15 protein-coding genes and 1 pseudogene are annotated in these 16,543 nt (G+C 68.6%); 8 read left to right on the top strand and 8 right to left on the bottom strand.

What is annotated here, in order from left to right:
• Nucleotides 1-659, bottom strand: a pseudogene (locus tag ABZ208_RS19935) (hypothetical protein); the annotation flags it as partial.
• Nucleotides 660-887: 228 nt separating this feature from the next.
• On the opposite strand from ABZ208_RS19935, the gene ABZ208_RS19930 reads away from it, so the two are divergent.
• Nucleotides 888-1,646: an IclR family transcriptional regulator C-terminal domain-containing protein gene (locus ABZ208_RS19930; protein WP_356910770.1), complete on the top strand. Its 759-nt coding sequence runs from the start codon at nt 888-890 to the stop codon at nt 1,644-1,646.
• A 326-nt stretch (nt 1,647-1,972) separates the two neighbouring features.
• Nucleotides 1,973-3,004, top strand: a complete 1,032-nt coding sequence (locus ABZ208_RS19925) for a PP2C family protein-serine/threonine phosphatase (protein ID WP_356910785.1) — start codon at nt 1,973-1,975, stop codon at nt 3,002-3,004.
• A gap of 76 nt (nt 3,005-3,080) precedes the next feature.
• Here the strand turns inward: ABZ208_RS19925 and ABZ208_RS19920 are convergent, their stop codons facing one another.
• Both ABZ208_RS19920 and ABZ208_RS19915 read right to left on the bottom strand, forming a co-directional pair.
• Nucleotides 3,081-3,620 carry a GNAT family N-acetyltransferase gene (locus tag ABZ208_RS19920; protein ID WP_356910784.1) on the bottom strand — a complete coding sequence of 180 codons (540 nt, stop codon included), beginning with the start codon at nt 3,618-3,620 and terminating at the stop codon, nt 3,081-3,083.
• A 489-nt stretch (nt 3,621-4,109) separates the two neighbouring features.
• Entirely contained in the window at nt 4,110-4,508 is a 399-nt protein-coding gene (locus tag ABZ208_RS19915; protein ID WP_356910769.1) for a GntR family transcriptional regulator, read from the bottom strand.
• 259 nt (nt 4,509-4,767) lie between these two features.
• Between ABZ208_RS19915 and ABZ208_RS19910 the strand changes: the two genes are divergently transcribed.
• Together ABZ208_RS19910 and ABZ208_RS19905 are read left to right on the top strand one after the other, a co-directional pair.
• A complete protein-coding gene (locus ABZ208_RS19910) occupies nt 4,768-5,388 on the top strand; it encodes an L-threonylcarbamoyladenylate synthase (protein ID WP_356910768.1) in 621 nt (206 codons plus the stop codon).
• A 487-nt stretch (nt 5,389-5,875) separates the two neighbouring features.
• On the top strand, nt 5,876-6,385 hold the full coding sequence (locus tag ABZ208_RS19905; RefSeq protein ID WP_356910767.1) for a DinB family protein: 510 nt from the start codon (nt 5,876-5,878) through the stop codon (nt 6,383-6,385).
• Between the two features lie 198 nt (nt 6,386-6,583).
• On the opposite strand, the gene ABZ208_RS19900 is transcribed toward ABZ208_RS19905, so the two are convergent.
• A complete protein-coding gene (locus tag ABZ208_RS19900) occupies nt 6,584-7,030 on the bottom strand; it encodes a hypothetical protein (RefSeq protein ID WP_356910766.1) in 447 nt (148 codons plus the stop codon).
• A gap of 128 nt (nt 7,031-7,158) precedes the next feature.
• Between ABZ208_RS19900 and ABZ208_RS19895 the strand changes: the two genes are divergently transcribed.
• On the top strand, nt 7,159-7,359 hold the full coding sequence (locus ABZ208_RS19895; RefSeq protein WP_356910765.1) for a hypothetical protein: 201 nt from the start codon (nt 7,159-7,161) through the stop codon (nt 7,357-7,359).
• Between the two features lie 339 nt (nt 7,360-7,698).
• The gene (locus ABZ208_RS19890; protein ID WP_356910764.1) at nt 7,699-8,619 is read left to right on the top strand and encodes a serine hydrolase; all 921 of its coding nucleotides are present in this window, start codon (nt 7,699-7,701) and stop codon (nt 8,617-8,619) included.
• A gap of 358 nt (nt 8,620-8,977) precedes the next feature.
• On the opposite strand, the gene ABZ208_RS19885 is transcribed toward ABZ208_RS19890, so the two are convergent.
• Both ABZ208_RS19885 and ABZ208_RS19880 read right to left on the bottom strand, forming a co-directional pair.
• Nucleotides 8,978-9,979, bottom strand: a complete 1,002-nt coding sequence (locus ABZ208_RS19885; RefSeq protein ID WP_356910763.1) for a hypothetical protein — start codon at nt 9,977-9,979, stop codon at nt 8,978-8,980.
• Between the two features lie 66 nt (nt 9,980-10,045).
• Nucleotides 10,046-10,573 carry a hypothetical protein gene (locus ABZ208_RS19880; protein WP_356910762.1) on the bottom strand — a complete coding sequence of 176 codons (528 nt, stop codon included), beginning with the start codon at nt 10,571-10,573 and terminating at the stop codon, nt 10,046-10,048.
• 337 nt (nt 10,574-10,910) lie between these two features.
• Here ABZ208_RS19880 and ABZ208_RS19875 point away from each other — a divergent pair, with 337 nt between their 5' ends.
• A complete protein-coding gene (locus ABZ208_RS19875; RefSeq protein WP_356910761.1) occupies nt 10,911-11,234 on the top strand; it encodes a hypothetical protein in 324 nt (107 codons plus the stop codon).
• Here ABZ208_RS19875 and fusA read toward each other — a convergent pair.
• Entirely contained in the window at nt 11,167-13,278 is a 2,112-nt protein-coding gene (fusA, locus tag ABZ208_RS19870) for an elongation factor G (protein ID WP_356910760.1), read from the bottom strand. The two genes, ABZ208_RS19875 and fusA, sit on opposite strands and share 68 nt — an antisense overlap.
• A 400-nt stretch (nt 13,279-13,678) precedes the next feature.
• Nucleotides 13,679-13,885, bottom strand: a complete 207-nt coding sequence (locus ABZ208_RS19865) for a hypothetical protein (RefSeq protein WP_356910759.1) — start codon at nt 13,883-13,885, stop codon at nt 13,679-13,681.
• A gap of 354 nt (nt 13,886-14,239) precedes the next feature.
• On the opposite strand from ABZ208_RS19865, the gene ABZ208_RS19860 reads away from it, so the two are divergent.
• Nucleotides 14,240-16,450: a TIR-like protein FxsC gene (locus ABZ208_RS19860; RefSeq protein ID WP_356910758.1), complete on the top strand. Its 2,211-nt coding sequence runs from the start codon at nt 14,240-14,242 to the stop codon at nt 16,448-16,450.
• The last annotated feature ends 93 nt before the right edge of the window (nt 16,451-16,543 follow it).

Raw genomic sequence — 16,543 nt, 5'->3', positions numbered from 1 at the left:
GGGTTCTGGACATTCGGCTGCACCGACTCGATGTCGACGAAGTCGCCGGCCTCCGGGCCGTTGCCCGCCTGACCCTGACCCTGGTCCTGGTCCTGGTCCTGACCGTCACCCTGGTCCTGGCCCTGGTCCTGACCGTCACCCTGGTCCTGGCCGTCGTTGGCGTTGTCCGCCTCATCCGCCTGCAAGGCACAAGGAGCCAATGCCTCAAGCCCCTGGGGCCGCTGCCCGGCTGCTCGGCCGATGGCGACGGCTATGCGGTCGATGCTCGCGGCCCGCTTGTCCTGGAGCGGTCCGAGGATCGCGTTCTGGACGAACTGCGGATCCTGCTCTATCTGTTCCTTCTCATCGGCGAACCGCTGATAAGCCTCCGTTATCTGGCTGTCCATCGTCGCCAGTTCGCGGTCGACCTCCGCCCGGGCCGCATCCGGCACGTCGGGGAGCCCGTTCGCCACTTCAGGGCACTTGATGGTGGACGCCGAAAGACCGGCGCTCTGGGTCTGCTGTTGCTCGTCGGCCTTGCCGCCCCAGGAGCCCCAGCCTTCGCCGGCTGAGGCGTAGGAGGTGATCGCGACGAGACCACCCCCGCCCAGCACCAGCGCGACCGAGGCAACGACCAGTCTTCTGCCTCTTCTTGAGCGTCGTCGAACTGTATGTCTCATTGGAACTCCAATGCTTCATAGCCGGTCGGCCGTGAGTGCGCCGGCTGTGGGGGAAGCGCTGAGCTCCATACGGAAGTGACGCCTGAAGTGTTCAACGCGGGCAGGAGTTCGTAGCAACCTCCAGCAAGGGACATCGCCGTCGGCCCCCAGGACCACGAGCCCGAAGTGCCCACGCCGTCACCGCTTGGACGCCTTGCTGCGGGTGGCCGACCGGCGCAACCTTGAACCATGGGTGCTCAAGGTGGACCCACCCTCATCACTTCCGTACAGCGGGCCTTCCGACTGCTGGAAGCCGTGGGGGCACATGACGGCGGCGCCACAGCGAAGCAGCTGGCGCGGGAGGCGGGCCTTGCCCTCGCCACCACGTATCACCTGCTGCGCACGCTCGCTCACGACGGGTACGTGCGCAAATTGGACGACGGCGCGTTCGTCATCGGCGACAAGGTGCAGGCACTGCATCACGGAAGCCACGGTCAGGCAGTGCTCAGCCGGGTCCGTCCCACGCTCGGTGCCCTGCGTGACGAACTGGCGGCCGCCGCCTACCTGACCTTCTACGAGGAAGGGGAGATCCGTGTCGCCGAGATCGTCGACGGCCCCCGGGCACCACGGGTCGACCTGTGGGTGGGTTTCGAGGACGCCGGGCACGCCACGGCGCTGGGCAAGTGCGTGCTGCGTGAGCTGGACGAGGAGGGGCGCAACGACTACCTGTCCCGGCACGATCTCGCCGATCTCACGCCCCGCACCATCACCCGCCGCGCAGAGTTCCTCCGCCTGCTGGACCGCGAGCCCGCCGAGCCGGTCGTCATGGACCTGGAGGAGTACAGCCTCGGCACTTTCTGCGTCGCGGTACCCGTGTACCGCGGGAACACACTCGGCTCGCTCGGGGTCTCCCTGCGGGCGGACCAGCTTCACCGCGTCGACGAGATCCGAGAACGACTGATTCCCACGGCGAGCCGCGTGACGCGAGGCATGTCGCTCACTATCTGAAAATCTCACCCTTGCCGCACTGGTACAGATGCGTGTTTTCTGACCAAAACGGACATTCGAGTGTGCGGAGGGATAGGCCGTTGCCACTGAGGAACACAATCCAGGTAGGGGACGGGCGCCGCGATCGCCGGCCGACCTGGTTGCGGAGCCTGACACGGCGGGCCGCGAATTCCGGGCGCATCCGGCCGTGTGCCCGTACGGCGCCCTCCCCGGCCGAAGGGACAGTGGCCCGGGACGGGACGGGCGTCGCCTCACAGCTCGCAGTCTGCGTGCCCGCTCTGATCGTCACTGCCGTCGCGTTCCTCGCACTGGCCACCGGAGCCGGCATGGCGTACTTGCCGCTGCTGGCCGTCGGGCCCGCGCTGGCCGCTGCCACCTGCCGGCCGTGCGGAGTGCTCGGTACCGGCGTCCTCGCCGTGACGCTGGGTACGGCACTCGGCACCCGTGGTGACGCAGCGGCGGGTGAGCAGGCGATCGTACTGTCCGCGCTGCTGGCCGTCACTCTGGCAAGCAGCCTCGCCAGCGCGCTGCGAGGGCGCCGCGAACGCATCCTGGCCGCCGTCCGCTCCGTGGCCGAGGCCGCTCAGCACGCGCTCCTCAAGCCGGTGCCCGCCACCGTCGGCCAGTTCCAGGTGGCCGTGCGTTACAACGCCGCCGCGGCGGAGGCCCGGATCGGCGGGGACCTCTACGCCTTGTTGCCCACTCCGTACGGGGTCAGGATGATCGTCGGCGATGTGCGCGGCAAGGGGCTGCCCGCGGTGAGCACTGCCGCCCTGGTCGTCGGTGTCTTCCGCGAGGCCGCCTACGACGAGCCGGACCTCCTGGACGTCGTCGCCCGGATCGAGCGGAGCCTGTCACGGAACCTCGGTGCGGACGACTTCGTCACCGCCGTGGTCGTGGGCCACTTCCGGTCGGGGTACATGGAGGTGGTCAACTGCGGGCACGCCCCGCCGCTCCTGGTCCGGGACTCCACCGTCACGGCTGTGGAACCCGCCCGCTCCGCTCCGCCTCTGGGGCTGGGCGCCCTCACCGGCGAGACGCCGAGCCTTCAGGTACTGCCGTTCACCGACGACGACCAGCTCCTGCTCTACACCGACGGGGTCACCGAGGCACGCAACGAACGCCGGGAGTTCTTCCCCCTGATCGAGGGGGTGGCGCGGCACGCCTCGGACGAGCCGTCCCGCACGTTGGCCGCTCTGGCCGACGAACTGCTGGCCCATGTGGGCGGCAGCCTCCACGACGATGCAGCACTGCTGCTGCTGCGCAAGCCGTCCACCACGGACGCGACCCCGGCCCCGGACGCGACCCCGGCCCCGGCCATGGACGAGCCCGTCCTGCAATCGGCGGCGGCGCGCTGAGCGGTCCAGGCGTCGCCGGCCGGTACCAGGCCTCACCACCGGCAGTGCCTGAGCGAGGTGTTCCGGGCCGGGAGGCTCACGGATGCCCCTCGTCCCGCCTTCGAGGGCGCACCGTCACCGCCCGTTCCCACCTGACCTCGCCGTCCTGCCATTGGCCTGTCGGTGACAGGCCGATGGCGGAGGCGATGGAAGCCGACGCCTGATGGTCCGGATGGATATGGGCGACGAGGGACTGAACAGGTAGCTGCTCGAGCCAGACAACGAGCCTCTGCGCCGCTTCCGTTGCGAATCCCCTCCGCTGCCACGGCACTCCGACGACCCAGGCGATCTCGGCTTCCGTGCCCTCCCCCGAGGGACCGATCGTCGCCTGGACCGTGCCCACCAGACGTGCCTCGTCACGCAGCCGGAGCACCCAGTTGCACCAGGAAACCGCTGGGTCGGGAGAACCGGTCACCATCCGTTCGTAGCGGACGCGCAGTTCCTGTTCCATGGCCGGAGTGCCGCCGATGAAGGTGTGCAAGGAAGCGTCTGACAGTGCGACGGCCATCTCGTCGGCATGCTCCACGCGGAGTGGCAGCAGCTCCAGCCGCGCCGCGCCAAGAGGAGTGGCCTTGATCCCGGTCCCGGTCCCGAGGAGCTTGTTCTGAGCACCTGGCCGGCGGACACCGTCGACGGCCAGACAGACACCGTAGACCCGGTCGTGGTTCGTCCAACCGTTCACGCGTCCACGATTGTTGCTGATCTGCACCCGTTTCCTCGGCCTGTCCACTGCCGAAACGAGATGCAGGTACACGGTGCCGGCAACACGGGCGAGAACGATGTCGCCGACCTCCAGCTTCGCCGGATCGGCCGGTCCGACAACAACCAGCTGCCGGCTGCGTATCAAGGGAACCATCGAAGAGCCGGTGGGACGGAACTCAACGGTTTGTCCGTCGGCGACTCGGTGCGCAACCCCATCCAACATGACCATCCGCTGATTCTGCCTGGTCGCCGCCGGCATGACCGCCTCCTCGTCTGCCGGCGCGTTCGTGACGGACGTCGGGCAGGGCGCCCGGAGCGCGGTCAAAGGCTCGCGCTCAGCTCGCATGACGCCAAGCCGGTCGGATCAGTACTGGAATCCGTGTCCACCCCCGCGCTCGCGGTCGACCTCGCGCAGGCTGCGCTCCACGTGTCCCACGCGCTCGGTGAGCTCGCCAAGACCCTTGTCGAGCCGCTCGACCTGGAGCTGCAGCCTGCGCACCGCCTGCACGACGCTGCGGATACCGGGGTCCATCTCCGGATCGGCCACGAAGACGCCCGGCTCGAGCAGGCCCTCCACCAGCACCCCTTGCTCGATCAGCTGCCGGTACGCGGAGTCGACCGTCTTGGTGAGCTTGCCCAGCTCCCGGGCGAGGCTGTCGGGGGTGGGCAGCTGATCACCCGGCTGGTACACACCTTCGGCGACATCGCTGCGGATCTTCGCCACGACGTCCTCGGACGTCAGAGTCCTGCGCATCTGCTCCATGCCGAGAAGGTACCCAGCGCAGGTGCCGGCCGGTCCCGGGCGGCGGCGATCCGGCCATGGCTCGGTCTTTCGGCCGTCCCAGGTCCGACAGTTCCATGTCCGCATTCACGTCAGTTCCATGCCCGCATGCACGTCGCACTCGACGACGCCGACAGCCCACAGCCCCTCATTGCCGGTGAGGTCCTGGGCACATCCACGGCGTATTGCGGCAGCCGCGACGTGGCAGGTAAGGGCCCGCCACACGCTCTAGACTCGGCGAATGGCGAAGTACTTCGACGTGCACCCCGAGAATCCTCAGCGGCGCACCATCAGCAGCGTGGCTGACAGCATCCGATCCGGCGCACTCGTCGCCTACCCGACGGATTCCTGTTACGCCCTGGGATGCCAGCTGGGCAGTCGTGACGGCATCGGCCGGATCCGGTCGATCCGGAACCTCGACGATCGTCACCACTTCACCCTTGTGTGCCAGAATTTTGCGCAGCTGGGCCAGTTCGTGCAGATCGACAACGACGTGTTCCGGGCGATCAAAGCGGCTACGCCTGGCAGTTACACCTTCATTCTGCCCGCGACGAAGGAGGTGCCGCGCCAGTTGCTGCACCCGAAGAAGAAGACGGTCGGAGTCCGGATTCCTGACCATGCCGTTGCTCAGGCGCTCGTCGCGGAACTCGGTGAGCCGCTGCTCTCCAGCACGCTGCTGCTGCCCGACGAGGACGAGCCGCTGACACAGGGCTGGGAGATCAAGGAACGCCTCGACCATGTGCTGGACGCAGTGGTCGACTCGGGCGACTGCGGCACTGAACCGACCACGGTCATCGACTTCTCCGGCGGTGAAGCCGAGATCGTACGCCGAGGGGCAGGCGACACCGCGCGGTTCGAGTAGCCGTTGGGGCGGTACACCTCCAGGGCGAACGGATCGAGCTGAGCGGCAGGCCGGCGACGTGTTCTCCCTCGGCGGGGTCCTGGCCTTCGCGGCCACCGGCGTCGGTCCGTTCGGCGCCGGATTCGCACACACCCAACTTCCGCGCGGTGTACGAGGAGCCGGATCTCACCGGCCTGCCGCCGTACCGGGTGTGATCTGCCGCTGCCTGGCCAAGTACTCTGCTCGGCGGCCGACGCTGCCCGGGTGCTCGCCGACGTCCCGCGAGCACCCGGCGAAGCCGACGAACCTGCAACCGCCGCTCACGTCATGACCGGAACGCCTTCTCCAAGGGGTAGTTGCGGCTGCGAGTGACCGATGAGCCTTGCTGATTCCTGTGACCGGCGACCTCCGCGGTGACAGTCAGGTCCGGTTGACGGTTCTCGTACAGGGGCAGCCGACGGAAGTAGATACTGGCCCTGAATGCCCGCACGGATGAGGAGCACGGTCAGTGACCAGCGACAATCGCATAGGACCGCCCAGTTTTGGAAGCGAACGCGACATGTTGCGGGCTTTTCTCGACTACCACCGCGCGACCCTCGCCATGAAGTGTGAAGGGCTTACCGACGAGGAGCTGCGGCAGCAGTCGATGCCGCCGTCCACGCTTTCGTTGCTCGGTCTGGTGCGGCACATGGCGGAGGTGGAGCGTGCCTGGTTCCGTCGAGTGTTCGAGGACAACAATGCGCCCATGGTCTGGTCCGACAAGATCGACTTCCAGGCGGCGTACGACGCGAGCGCGTCGACCAGGGACGAGGCGTTCGTAGCCTGGGAGGCCGAGGTGGAGAACTCGTGCCGTATCGAGCGGGAGGCCGAATCCCTGGACCAGGCCGGGTATCAGCCGAGATGGGGCGAGGAGGTATCGCTGCGGATGGTGATGGTGCACGTGCTCCTGGAGTACGGCCGCCACAACGGGCACGCGGACTTTCTGCGTGAGGGTGTCGACGGGACAGTGGGCGCCTGAGTCCGCAGGAGCCACCGGTGCCCCAGCAGCCCGGCTGCAACAAGCGGTTGCACAAGGCGGCTGATCCGATCCGGCGCCGCACCCGCAGGCCGGCCCGCGATCGTGCAGCCGTACGGGAACAGGTCCGGCGCGCCGCTCAGGGTCGCCCCGATCGGCGCCGGGTCACTCAGCAGCCGGGGCGCGGGCAGACCGACCGTGTCACCGAGCGCGCGACTCGTCGAACTGCTTCAGCTGCGCGTACATGGCCGCGGCCCGCCCGTCCTCACCGAAGTCCCTGAGCGCCCCGGCGAACGTGAATCCGACGTTGCCGCCACGCGGGTCGTCGATGCAACTCTGCACCCACGCCAGTGGGAACTGCACGGGACCGCCCTCGCGAACGGCGAGCACCGAGCGCAGGTTCATGCCCACGCCGTCGACGACGCACCTGACGTCGCGACAGGTGCCGGCGAGGAGTTCGGCGAGGTGGACCGCGTACGCCAGGCACTTGACCGCCCGGAGGGAGGGCTCCTCGTCGGTGTCCTGCGCCATGGACTCGAGCACGCCCTGCACGAACCAGACGCTGTGGTCGGTGCCGTCCAGCTCGGCTCCCTGCTCCCGGGCCCAGTTCAGGAACCGGTGCGCTTCAGCCAGCAGGTGACGACTCATTGGCGCAGGCTATATCAGGAGGCACGACGTTGGATCACGCACGCGATACTCTCCTGGCCACCGGGTGGTACGTACCAGGTGCCGCTCCGGTTGCCCGCTCCGTGCCATCGGACGACAAGGAGGGTTCTGTGAGACGGATGGTTCTCGCCGCGCTCGCGGCCACCGCGAGCGTGTTCCTGCTTGCCGGCACGGCCAACGCGATCCCCGGCAATTCAGGTGCGTACAGAACCACGTTCGCCGACGGCGGGGGTGCTCTGACCGAAGACATCGACGATGACGGCCGGGCCGGGAACCAAACATGGACAAAGACTGACGACAGACTCATATGACGCCTGGCCGGCGATTCTGACCTCTTCCGGGGCACGAAGACTCCCGGGACGACGGCGCCCACCAGCTCACGTCGCCCAGCTGCCCGGCCTTACCGACCACTTCTTCCACAGCGGCCCGCGGGTTCAGTACCACCGGCGGACCGTCCTGAACGGACAGACGACTCACCCACGGCGCGACGGAGCTGCACCACCCCGGCCGGCTTCGGCCCGGGTGCGAGCGGAGACTCGGACCCGATCAAGTTTCAGTAACAGCTACAACCATCCGACGCTGCGGTGAGTCGTGTGGCGCGGGTGCGCGGGTGCGCACCCGCTCCACACCAAGGGGATGGAAACCTCCGAATGACTCTCCGGATATCCCGGCCTGCCCGCGTGCTGTCCGCGAGCCTCGCGGCCGGAGTGCTCGCACCGCTCGTGGCCGCCGCCGCACCCGCCGCTGCCGCCACCCCGCAGGTGGCCTGCACGTCCGGCAAGGCCGGCCTTGCCGCGAAGCTGCAGCAGGACATCACGACGGCCCTGAGGAACCGCAAGGGCACCATTGCCGTCGGCCTCTACGACCGCACCACGAAGACGACGTGCAGCCTCCGTTCGACCTCCGCCTACGACTCGGCCAGCGTCGTCAAGGTGACCGTCCTCGCGACGCTGCTGTGGGACGCCAAGAAGCAGAACCGCTATCTCACACAGCGCGAGGCCGACCTCGCCAAGGCCATGATCACCAAGTCGGACAACAGCGCGACGAGCACGCTGTGGAAGCAACTCGGCCTCACCAAGATCAAGGGCTTCCTCGCCGCGGCCGGCATGAAGAACACAGTGCCGGGCTCGGGCGGCTACTGGGGACTCACGCAGATCACCGTGAAGGACGAGCAGAGGCTCCTCTCGCTGATCACCGCGAAGAACTCGGTGCTGAGCGACAACTCCCGCGCCTACATCCTCAAGCTCATGAACACGGTCGTCGCCTCACAGCGCTGGGGCACTCCGGCAGGGGCGCCCTCCTCCGTGAAGGTGCACGTCAAGAACGGCTGGCTGTCACGGGCCACGCACGGCTGGCGCGTGCACAGCGTCGGCGCGTTCAAGGGCGGCGGCCACGACTACTACATCTCCGTGCTGACGCAGGACAACAGCACGATGGACTACGGCGTCGCCACCATCCAGAGCGTGGCGAAGGCGATCCACAAGGACCTGGTGCCGACCACCGCGGTCCCCCAGCGGTACACGCCCACGAGCACGCCGCGTGAGGCGTTCCCCGCAGTCCCGGCCGAGTGACCGGCTGACCGGGCCTGCCAGGGATGCCCCGGACGGCCCAAGCCCGCAGGGGACCATGTCGGTCGACTCCGCCCCGCTGGATCTCATTCAGCGGGGCGGAGTGCTGCGAAATCGGCATCGCGAAGACCGGCCCCGGCCGGTCCCGCACCCGCATCGCCAGACAACCCCTCGGGAACATCACCCACGCCATCCGCGCGGTCTCCTCCGGGATCTCCGCCAACTCCACCCCACGCAAGGAGACGAACCCATCCCCCTGAACCCGACGACGGCCTGCACAACCCCAACGGGTCGTACAGGCCGACGTCACGCAGGCCCTCGCGGATCCAGCGGCAGCGTCCGGCTCGGACGGGAACCGGGATCATGCCGGCTTGTCCCTGCCGCGGCGGCGGTAGGAGAGGGTGATCCCGAGCGCCACGGCAAAGAGGAGAGCCAGCGCCGTCGGCACTGCGATGAGGGCCGGGTGCAGAGCATTCGGCTGCTGATGGCGTGAACGGACTGCCGCGGCGACACCAGGATTGTGCGGAAAGGTGATCCGAGCTCTATAGGTTTCCCTCAGCAGCCCACTCTTCAGACTCAGGGAGACGTCCCACGGGCCGTCGTCCACTCGGTCGGTCACGACGACCCTCACCGGCTGGGACTGGTCCGGTGCCAAGGTCGTTCCGAGCTGAACCTCGTACGGACCCGCGCTGAGACTTCCGGATACCTGCGACATCTTCATGGTGCCCGCGAGGTCCAGAGCACGACCACCGGTGTTGTGCACCTGGGCCTGCACGACGGCGCGCCCGTCGCGGTCACGCGCGGCCGTCATCGTGTCCACCGTGAATTTCGGCAGTGGCGGATTGTTGCCGCCCACCGAGAGGTAGACCCGGATACCGGTGCGGCTGACCAAGGAGATGCCGCCGTCCTTGTGTCGACTGCTGACCTGTGCCCACACCACGCCGTATCTCTCACCGGGGGCCGCATCCCTGGGCACCGCGATGGTCACAGTGTCGCGGGCAACGGAGTGGGCGGGGATGTCCAGGCTGCGTCGACGGAGCTTGATCCAGGTCGTGAGCTCGTTTCCGGTATTGCCCGGTGCACCGACGAATGAGCCGCGCACGATGTCCGCGGCCCCGGAGTAGAGCGAGACATGCAATCCGGACTCCGAGGTGTTCGATACCTCGATGCGTCGGCTCACGGTGGTACCGGGCTTGAGGTTGTCGATGACGTACTGCCTCGCCCGGGGGTCGCGGATCAGGTCGGCCGGAACATCGACGAGACGTACGCCGACGCTGCCCACATCCGGGGGGCCCGGCCGACGGGCCGCATCCGAGTCGCGGGATGCGGGCGAGGCAGTGCCGGTGGCCAGGGCGAATGACATGGCCACCAGCACTGCGAGAGAAACGAACCTGCGCACAGTGCCTCTGCTGATTTCCGCCTGAGGCTGTCAGGCGACGGAGTGGGTGATCGTCGAGCTGTACGACCCGGCCAGGGCGTTCGCCGGAAGGGTGAGGGAGATCGTCGGGTTCCAGGTGGCCGAATTGATCCCGGACACGTCGGTGGCCACCTGAACGGGGGCAGGGGGGTACAGCGCGCTCAGGTTGCTGGGGGTGACGGTGGCGGTGCCGGTGACCGAGGCGTTCGGTGTTGTGTAACTGCTGGAGCCTGGAGCGGAGACGGAGATGTTCTGGGGCCCGGTGAAGTCCACGGCGTTCGCTGTGGCCGTCCAGCCGGTGGTACCGCCTCGACCGTCCGTCACGGTGATGTTGCCGAGCTGACTGCTGACCGTTTGCGGACTGCTGCCGACGGTGACCGTACCGAGGTTCACGGGCCCCGCCGGGACCGCGATGTCGAGCGTGCCGGAGCTGACCTGGACCGTCACCGGTGTGTCCGCCGCGGAGGCCGGCACCGGGCATGCCAGCACGGTCACTGCCGCACCGGCAATCAAGGGGCTGATGACAGCACTTTTCCTCATCGTCACGACCTCGCTCGGGTTACAAGGGGGAGTTGGGCAACGGAGCAGACGGCGATTGCTTGATCTCAAGCTATTCAGGCCATGATCGAAAAGCTTGCCGGCTGCTGGTCAACGCCCGAACTTCACCCAGTTGGGCGGGCGCTGCGGTACCGGCTGGGACACCGCCTGCGGCAGACCGAGCGCACGGCCCCCGAGCTTCGAGGGGTTCCCCTACCTGGATCTGTGCCCCCAGTGCCTCAGCGACCGCCCCGCCGATCCCACCGAGGGGCCGCTGTTCGCCTGGCGTGCGGCGACATCGTCGCGCCGATGGCCCGCCGCTACGGACACCCGCGTAGGCGTGGAGGGCACCGTCTCCGAAGCCGTGCAAGCCTTCGGCCTGCGCAGATCCCGCTACCGCGGCCTCCCCAAGGCCCGGCTGCAACAGCAGGTCACCGGCGCCGCCTTCCACCGCGCCCGACTCGAGCCCGGCTCACCGACAGACCACTCGCCAAGACCGGCATCTCGCCCTTGGCAGCGCTCCGCCCCACTGGATGAGATCCAGCGGGGCGGAACCAACCGACAGGGCCCCCGGCGGGCGGGGCCGTCCGGGGCATCTAACATGACAGCACCCCGTCGGACACCGCTGCCGGCACAGGCGCGTAACCGGTGGCCCGGGTGGTGAAGGTGCCCCTGCCCTGGGTCCGGCTGCGCAGCCGCGACGCATAGCCGAACAGTTCGGCCAGCGGCACAGTCGCCGTGATCACGGCTGTGCCCGCCCGCGCTGCCTGGCCCGAGACCCGGCCGCGTCGCGCCGCCAGGTCGCCGAGCACACCGCCCACGGCATCGTCGGGCACGGTGGCCGTGACCTCCACCACCGGTTCCAGGAGCGCCATCACGCCGGCGCGCAGTGCCTCCCGGAGTGCGAACCGGCCTGCTGTCCGGAACGCCAGCTCCGAGGAGTCCTTGGAGTGAGTGGCTCCGTCGGTCAGTGTGACCCGCAGTCCGGTCACCGGGTGGCCGCCGAGAGGACCCTCGGCGAGGGCGTCCCGGCAGCCGGCCTCCACCGCGCGGACAAAGTCCTGCGGCACCCGGCCACCTGCCACCGTCGACCGGAACACGAAGCCCCCTGCGCTGCCGCCGTTGTTGTTGTCACCGGTGTCGGCCTCGGACTCCAGGGCTTCCACGTCAAGAACGACGTGGGCGAACTGGCCGGCGCCTCCGTCCTGCTTGACATGGCGGTACACCAGCCCGGACACCCCTCGGACGACCGTCTCGCGGTAGGCCACCTGCGGCCGTCCGACACCGACGTCCAGCCCCTGGGCACGGCGGATCTTCTCCACAGCCACCTCCAGATGCAGCTCCCCCATTCCTGACAGCACTGTCTGGCCGGTCTCGGGGTCGGTCCGGACCACCAGCGACGGATCCTCCTCGACCAGCCGTGCCAGCGCCGTCGCCAGCCGGTCGGTGTCGAGGCTCCTGCGGGCCTCGACCGCCACGGAGACGACCGGTTCGACCACGGTGGGCGGTTCGAAGAGCAACGGCGCCGCGGGTGCGCACAGGGTGGCACCGGCGCGGGCGGCCTTCGGGCCGATCACCGCGACGATGTCCCCGGCCTCCGCCCGGTCCACCTCCACGTGCCGGTCGGCCTGCACCCGCAGGATCCGGCCGATGCGCTCGCTGCGGTGCGCGCCCGCGTCGAGCACTGCGTCTCCCTTCTGGATCGTTCCTGAGTACACACGCAGGTAGGTCAGCCGCCCCGTGGCGGTCGAGTGCACCTTGAAGACCAGTGCGGCGAACGGCTCCGCCGGGTCGGCGATCCGCTCCTGCACCGCGCTGCCCAGGGTGCCGCGTACCGCCGGCACGTCGAGAGGCGACGGAAGGTAGGCCACAACGGCCTCCAGCAGCGGCTCGATCCCCCGGTTGCGGTAGGCCGATCCGCACAACACCACGACTCCCTCACCACTTCGGGTCAGGTCGCGCAGTGCTGCGGCCAGGGTCGGTGCGGAGACCGTCGACTCCGTGCAGAACTCCTCCAGCGCGTTCGGATGGAGTTCCGCCACCGCCTCCTCCAGCATTCGGCGGCGGCGGTGCGCCTCTTCCCGCAGGGCCTCGGGCACCGGGCCCTCCTCGAACGTGTCGCGGCCGGCGCCCCAGACCAGCGAGCGCATGCGCAGCAGATCCACCACCCCGGTGAACCCGTCCTCCTGCCCGATCGGCAGCTGGACCACCAGCGGGACCGGATGGAGCCGTTCCCGGATCGAGTCGACCGCCGTGTCGAGGTCGGCACCGGCACGGTCCAGCTTGTTGACGAAGGCGATCCTCGGCACTCGGTGCCGGTCGGCCTGCCGCCACACCGACTCGCTCTGCGGTTCGACTCCAGCGACAGCGTCGAACACCGCGATCGCACCGTCGAGCACCCGCAACGAGCGCTCCACCTCGTCGGAGAAGTCGACGTGGCCGGGAGTGTCGATCAGGTTGATCCGGTGACCGTCCCAGACGCAGCTCACCGCCGCGGCGAAGATGGTGATCCCACGGTCGCGCTCCTGCGAGTCGAAATCGGTGACGGTCGTTCCGTCGTGGACCTCGCCCCGCTTGTGGGTGGCGCCGGTGGCATACAGGATCCGCTCGGTGACGGTGGTCTTGCCGGCATCGACGTGGGCGAGGATGCCCAGATTTCGGACACTGGTCAGCGGACTGGTGTGATGGCGTTGCTGGTGGGTGCGCACGGCCCAGGGCCTTTCGGAGTGCTCGCGAACATGGCAGCGCGATTCCCGGGACGAAACGGCATCCTGGCGTCAGGCCTGAAAGATTCCCTGATCCAGCATCATTCCTGATGCAACGCCGTCGGCACCGGGGCGTACCCGGCCACAGAGCTCAACGGACGGACGAGGGTCAGGTGTTCGTCGCGGGTGTCCGGCGGCGGCCGCGCGGCCGGCACCGGGAACACGTAGACATCAGGATCACGTCGTACCGTGACCGGGGAGCGACGACAGCGGTGCGGTAACGCACGGTCGGGCTCCCCTCACTCGTCGATGCGCGCGCTGTGATGTTGTGTCAGCGCGCGAGGCGAGCCTATCGATCAGGCGGGGCGCGGGCACGGGATTTTCCGTACACATGGCGACCACTTCAGGGCAGTGCCGTCTGTGCCAGGGCGATGAGGCCGAGGCACAGCGACATCGTCCCGGCGAAAGCGACGCCTGCGCGCGTGATGGCGGCCGGAACGGTCGCTCCGTCCCACCTCGCCAGAGCGGCCGCCGCCGTTGCGGCCGCGAGGGAAAGGAGCAGAGCCAAGGTGAGGAGTGTGAGAAGCAGGGTGGAGCGGGTGAGGGTCATGAGTGCCGCCTGGAGACGTAGGGCGCCCGGAGACGAGCCGGGGTCAACTTCACGATCTGTCCCTTGAGGTGGCCGGTCGAGGGGTTGGATGTTGTTCCGGGGAAAAGGAGAGTTGTCCCCGGAACAAACGGGGACCGTTACGGGGGAGGGCAGATGACGCGTCCTGGTCGCCCATGGGGGGCGCCGCGTGGCTCGTGTGCCGAGATCAATGAACTGGTCGGCTTCCTCAGAAGCTGGCTCGCTTCAGCGGAGATCAACGTAGCTGAGCTGCAGGCGAAGTTGACGGTCGATCACTTCACGGATGGACGGGTTCCTGATCTGCGCCGATTACGGACGTGTCTTGCAGGAGACGGCTTGTCGTGGGCCCTGGTCGAAGCGGTCGCGGACGTGTGCTTCCCCGATGAGGCCGGTCCCGCGGCCGCGGAGCGACTTGCCCGCCCCAAACAGCTGTGGGAACTGTCTCAGCGGGCACCTACTCCTGTGTCACCGTCCGGAACGGCGGACGAACTGCTCAAAGTCAGCCGTCAGGCTCTGGAGGCCTTCGAGGAACTGGCCCGGGTCAGACGCAACTTCGAGGCAAGTGAGCACGGCCGTCAGCAGGCGTTGCAGATAGCGACGGTGCTGTTCGGCATGCTGGGCCAGGCGCAGGCCAAGGTCCTGGAGCTGACGCGCCGCCTTGAGGCCCTGGAGGCCTCCTCAGCCGCGGCGGCTCCCGGTGAACTCGTCGGCCTTCGTCAGGCGGTGCAGCGGGCCAAGAGCCAGGAGCTCGAGCTCCAAGGGCAACTGGCCCGCGCCGAACGGGACCGGCAGACGGCGCAAGCCGTCGCGGATCACGCGGCTCGCCGTATCGAACAGCTGGAGACCGAGCTCCGGCACCTGAAGGCCGGCGGCACTTCCCCGCGCCAGGCACCGGAAGCCGGCGCCGTGGATCCGCTCGCTCCGGTCCTGGCCGATCCGACGTTGGAGGACGCAGCGCTCGATGCTGTCGACGAGACGTTGGAGAAGGTGCGCACCGTACTGGACCGCGAGCACGACTCCGTTCAGGAAGCCGCGGAGGAGATGGGACTGACCCTCGCACGGCCAGATGTGGGAGTCGCCCCCACCGGGGTGAAAGTGGTGCCCGGGCAAGTCGTTGCCCAAGGGGTCGGGCCTCAGGTGGCGCAGCCGGCGGACAGCACTTCCCTGTCCGGGACACAAGGTGCGGAGGAGTTGTTCCGAACAACCGCGAACAACACCGCTGCACAAGAAACGGCGCAGGATGACAGCTTCGCGGAGGACCGGCCGTCCGCCGCCGGCCTTGCCGGCGGCGCGCATCCTCCACGGCAGACCGGACCGGATCCGGACCGGGAGGAGTTGTTCCGGGGCGGGTCACGATCCCGAGCGGTCGCGTACCGGCCGTACTTCTATCTGAGCTACGCGCACACGCCGAGCTACGGGCCGAGCGGACCCGATCCGGACATGTGGGTGGAGCGGTTGTTCCGTGATCTGTGCGGTCATGTGATGGCCATGACCGATCTGCCGGCCGGTGCCTCTGCGGGGTTCATGGACCGCGAACTGCGTTCAGGGGAAGGATGGTCCGAACAGCTCAGTGAAGCCCTGGCCACCTCCCAGGTGTTCGTGCCCCTGATCTCTCCTCGCTACTTCGCGAGCGAGATGTGCGGCAAGGAGTGGTATGCCTTCGCGCAGCGCTCCGTGTACCACCACGCAAGGAGCGACCGCCCGGCCGAGGCGGTCGTGCCCGCCATGTGGGTGCCGACCCCGCCGGATCAACTGCCCGAGGTCGCCAGGCACATGGCGTTCGATCACCGCACCGCCCTCGGCGACCGTTCCGCGACCGGGGGCTTCTACGAGCTGATCAAGCTTCGGATATTCGCCGAGGAGTACGAGGCCGCCGTCTACGAACTGGCCAAACGCATCGTCGGTGTCGCCGAGGCCACTCGCATCGCCCCCGGCGAACCGATCGACCACCGCACCGCACCCAGTTCCTTCCGACAGCCCGGCCTGCCACCACGTGATGTGCGTCTGACCGTCGCCGCGCCCACCCGCAACCATCTGCCCGACGGCCGCTCCCCCGACTACTACGGCGGGCAGCCGAAGGACTGGAACCCCTTCCACCCCGGCTTCGTCCGACCGCTCGCCTCCGTGGCACACGATCTCGTGCGCTCGCTCAACTACCGTGCCACCGTGTCATCCTTCGTGCCCGCGACGCCGTCCAGCGTGCCGCCACCGCAGCCCGAGATCCTCCTGGTCGATCGCTGGGCGCTGGAGGACGACGACGTACGCCGGCGTCTCGCCGCCTACGACGCGACACCGCGCTCCTGGGTCACCGTCATCGTCCCCTGGAACCGCAACGATCCCCAGAGCCGAACCTCCGAGGCCGAACTGGCCGACCGATTCGAGCGCACCATGCCGCGCTACATGCGCCAGGGCCGGGCCGTTTGCCGAGCGGCCGCGAGAGGCGTGCCCGGCATGAAGGCCTTCGGACAGATCCTGCCGCAGGTCCTCGAGTCGGCGGTCCGTGAGTACGACCGGCACTTCCAGCCTCCGCCGTCCGACTCCGCGTAACGGGCGCCCCTGTCACCGATCCGGCGCTCAGGGCTGCGGTGCAGCATCAGCGCCGTCGCGGCGCCTCGCCCGTCATGGGCGTCGATCGGATCC

This window comes from Streptomyces sp. NPDC006208 (genome assembly GCF_040613775.1).
In the GTDB taxonomy this organism is placed as follows: domain Bacteria; phylum Actinomycetota; class Actinomycetes; order Streptomycetales; family Streptomycetaceae; genus Streptomyces.
The sequence above is the reverse complement of the archived record's forward strand: the minus strand, read 5'-3'. Positions and strand labels throughout refer to the sequence as shown.

Coding starts and splice junctions, on each gene's coding strand:
- ABZ208_RS19900 (WP_356910766.1), bottom strand. CDS start 7,030: ATGAGTCGTCACCTGCTGGCTGAAGCGCACCGGTTCCTGAACTGGGCC.
- ABZ208_RS19880 (WP_356910762.1), bottom strand. CDS start 10,573: ATGAGGAAAAGTGCTGTCATCAGCCCCTTGATTGCCGGTGCGGCAGTG.
- ABZ208_RS19925 (WP_356910785.1), top strand. CDS start 1,973: ATGGCGTACTTGCCGCTGCTGGCCGTCGGGCCCGCGCTGGCCGCTGCC.
- ABZ208_RS19865 (WP_356910759.1), bottom strand. CDS start 13,885: ATGACCCTCACCCGCTCCACCCTGCTTCTCACACTCCTCACCTTGGCT.
- ABZ208_RS19930 (WP_356910770.1), top strand. CDS start 888: ATGGGTGCTCAAGGTGGACCCACCCTCATCACTTCCGTACAGCGGGCC.
- ABZ208_RS19890 (WP_356910764.1), top strand. CDS start 7,699: ATGACTCTCCGGATATCCCGGCCTGCCCGCGTGCTGTCCGCGAGCCTC.
- ABZ208_RS19910 (WP_356910768.1), top strand. CDS start 4,768: ATGGCGAAGTACTTCGACGTGCACCCCGAGAATCCTCAGCGGCGCACC.
- ABZ208_RS19915 (WP_356910769.1), bottom strand. CDS start 4,508: ATGGAGCAGATGCGCAGGACTCTGACGTCCGAGGACGTCGTGGCGAAG.
- ABZ208_RS19885 (WP_356910763.1), bottom strand. CDS start 9,979: ATGTCATTCGCCCTGGCCACCGGCACTGCCTCGCCCGCATCCCGCGAC.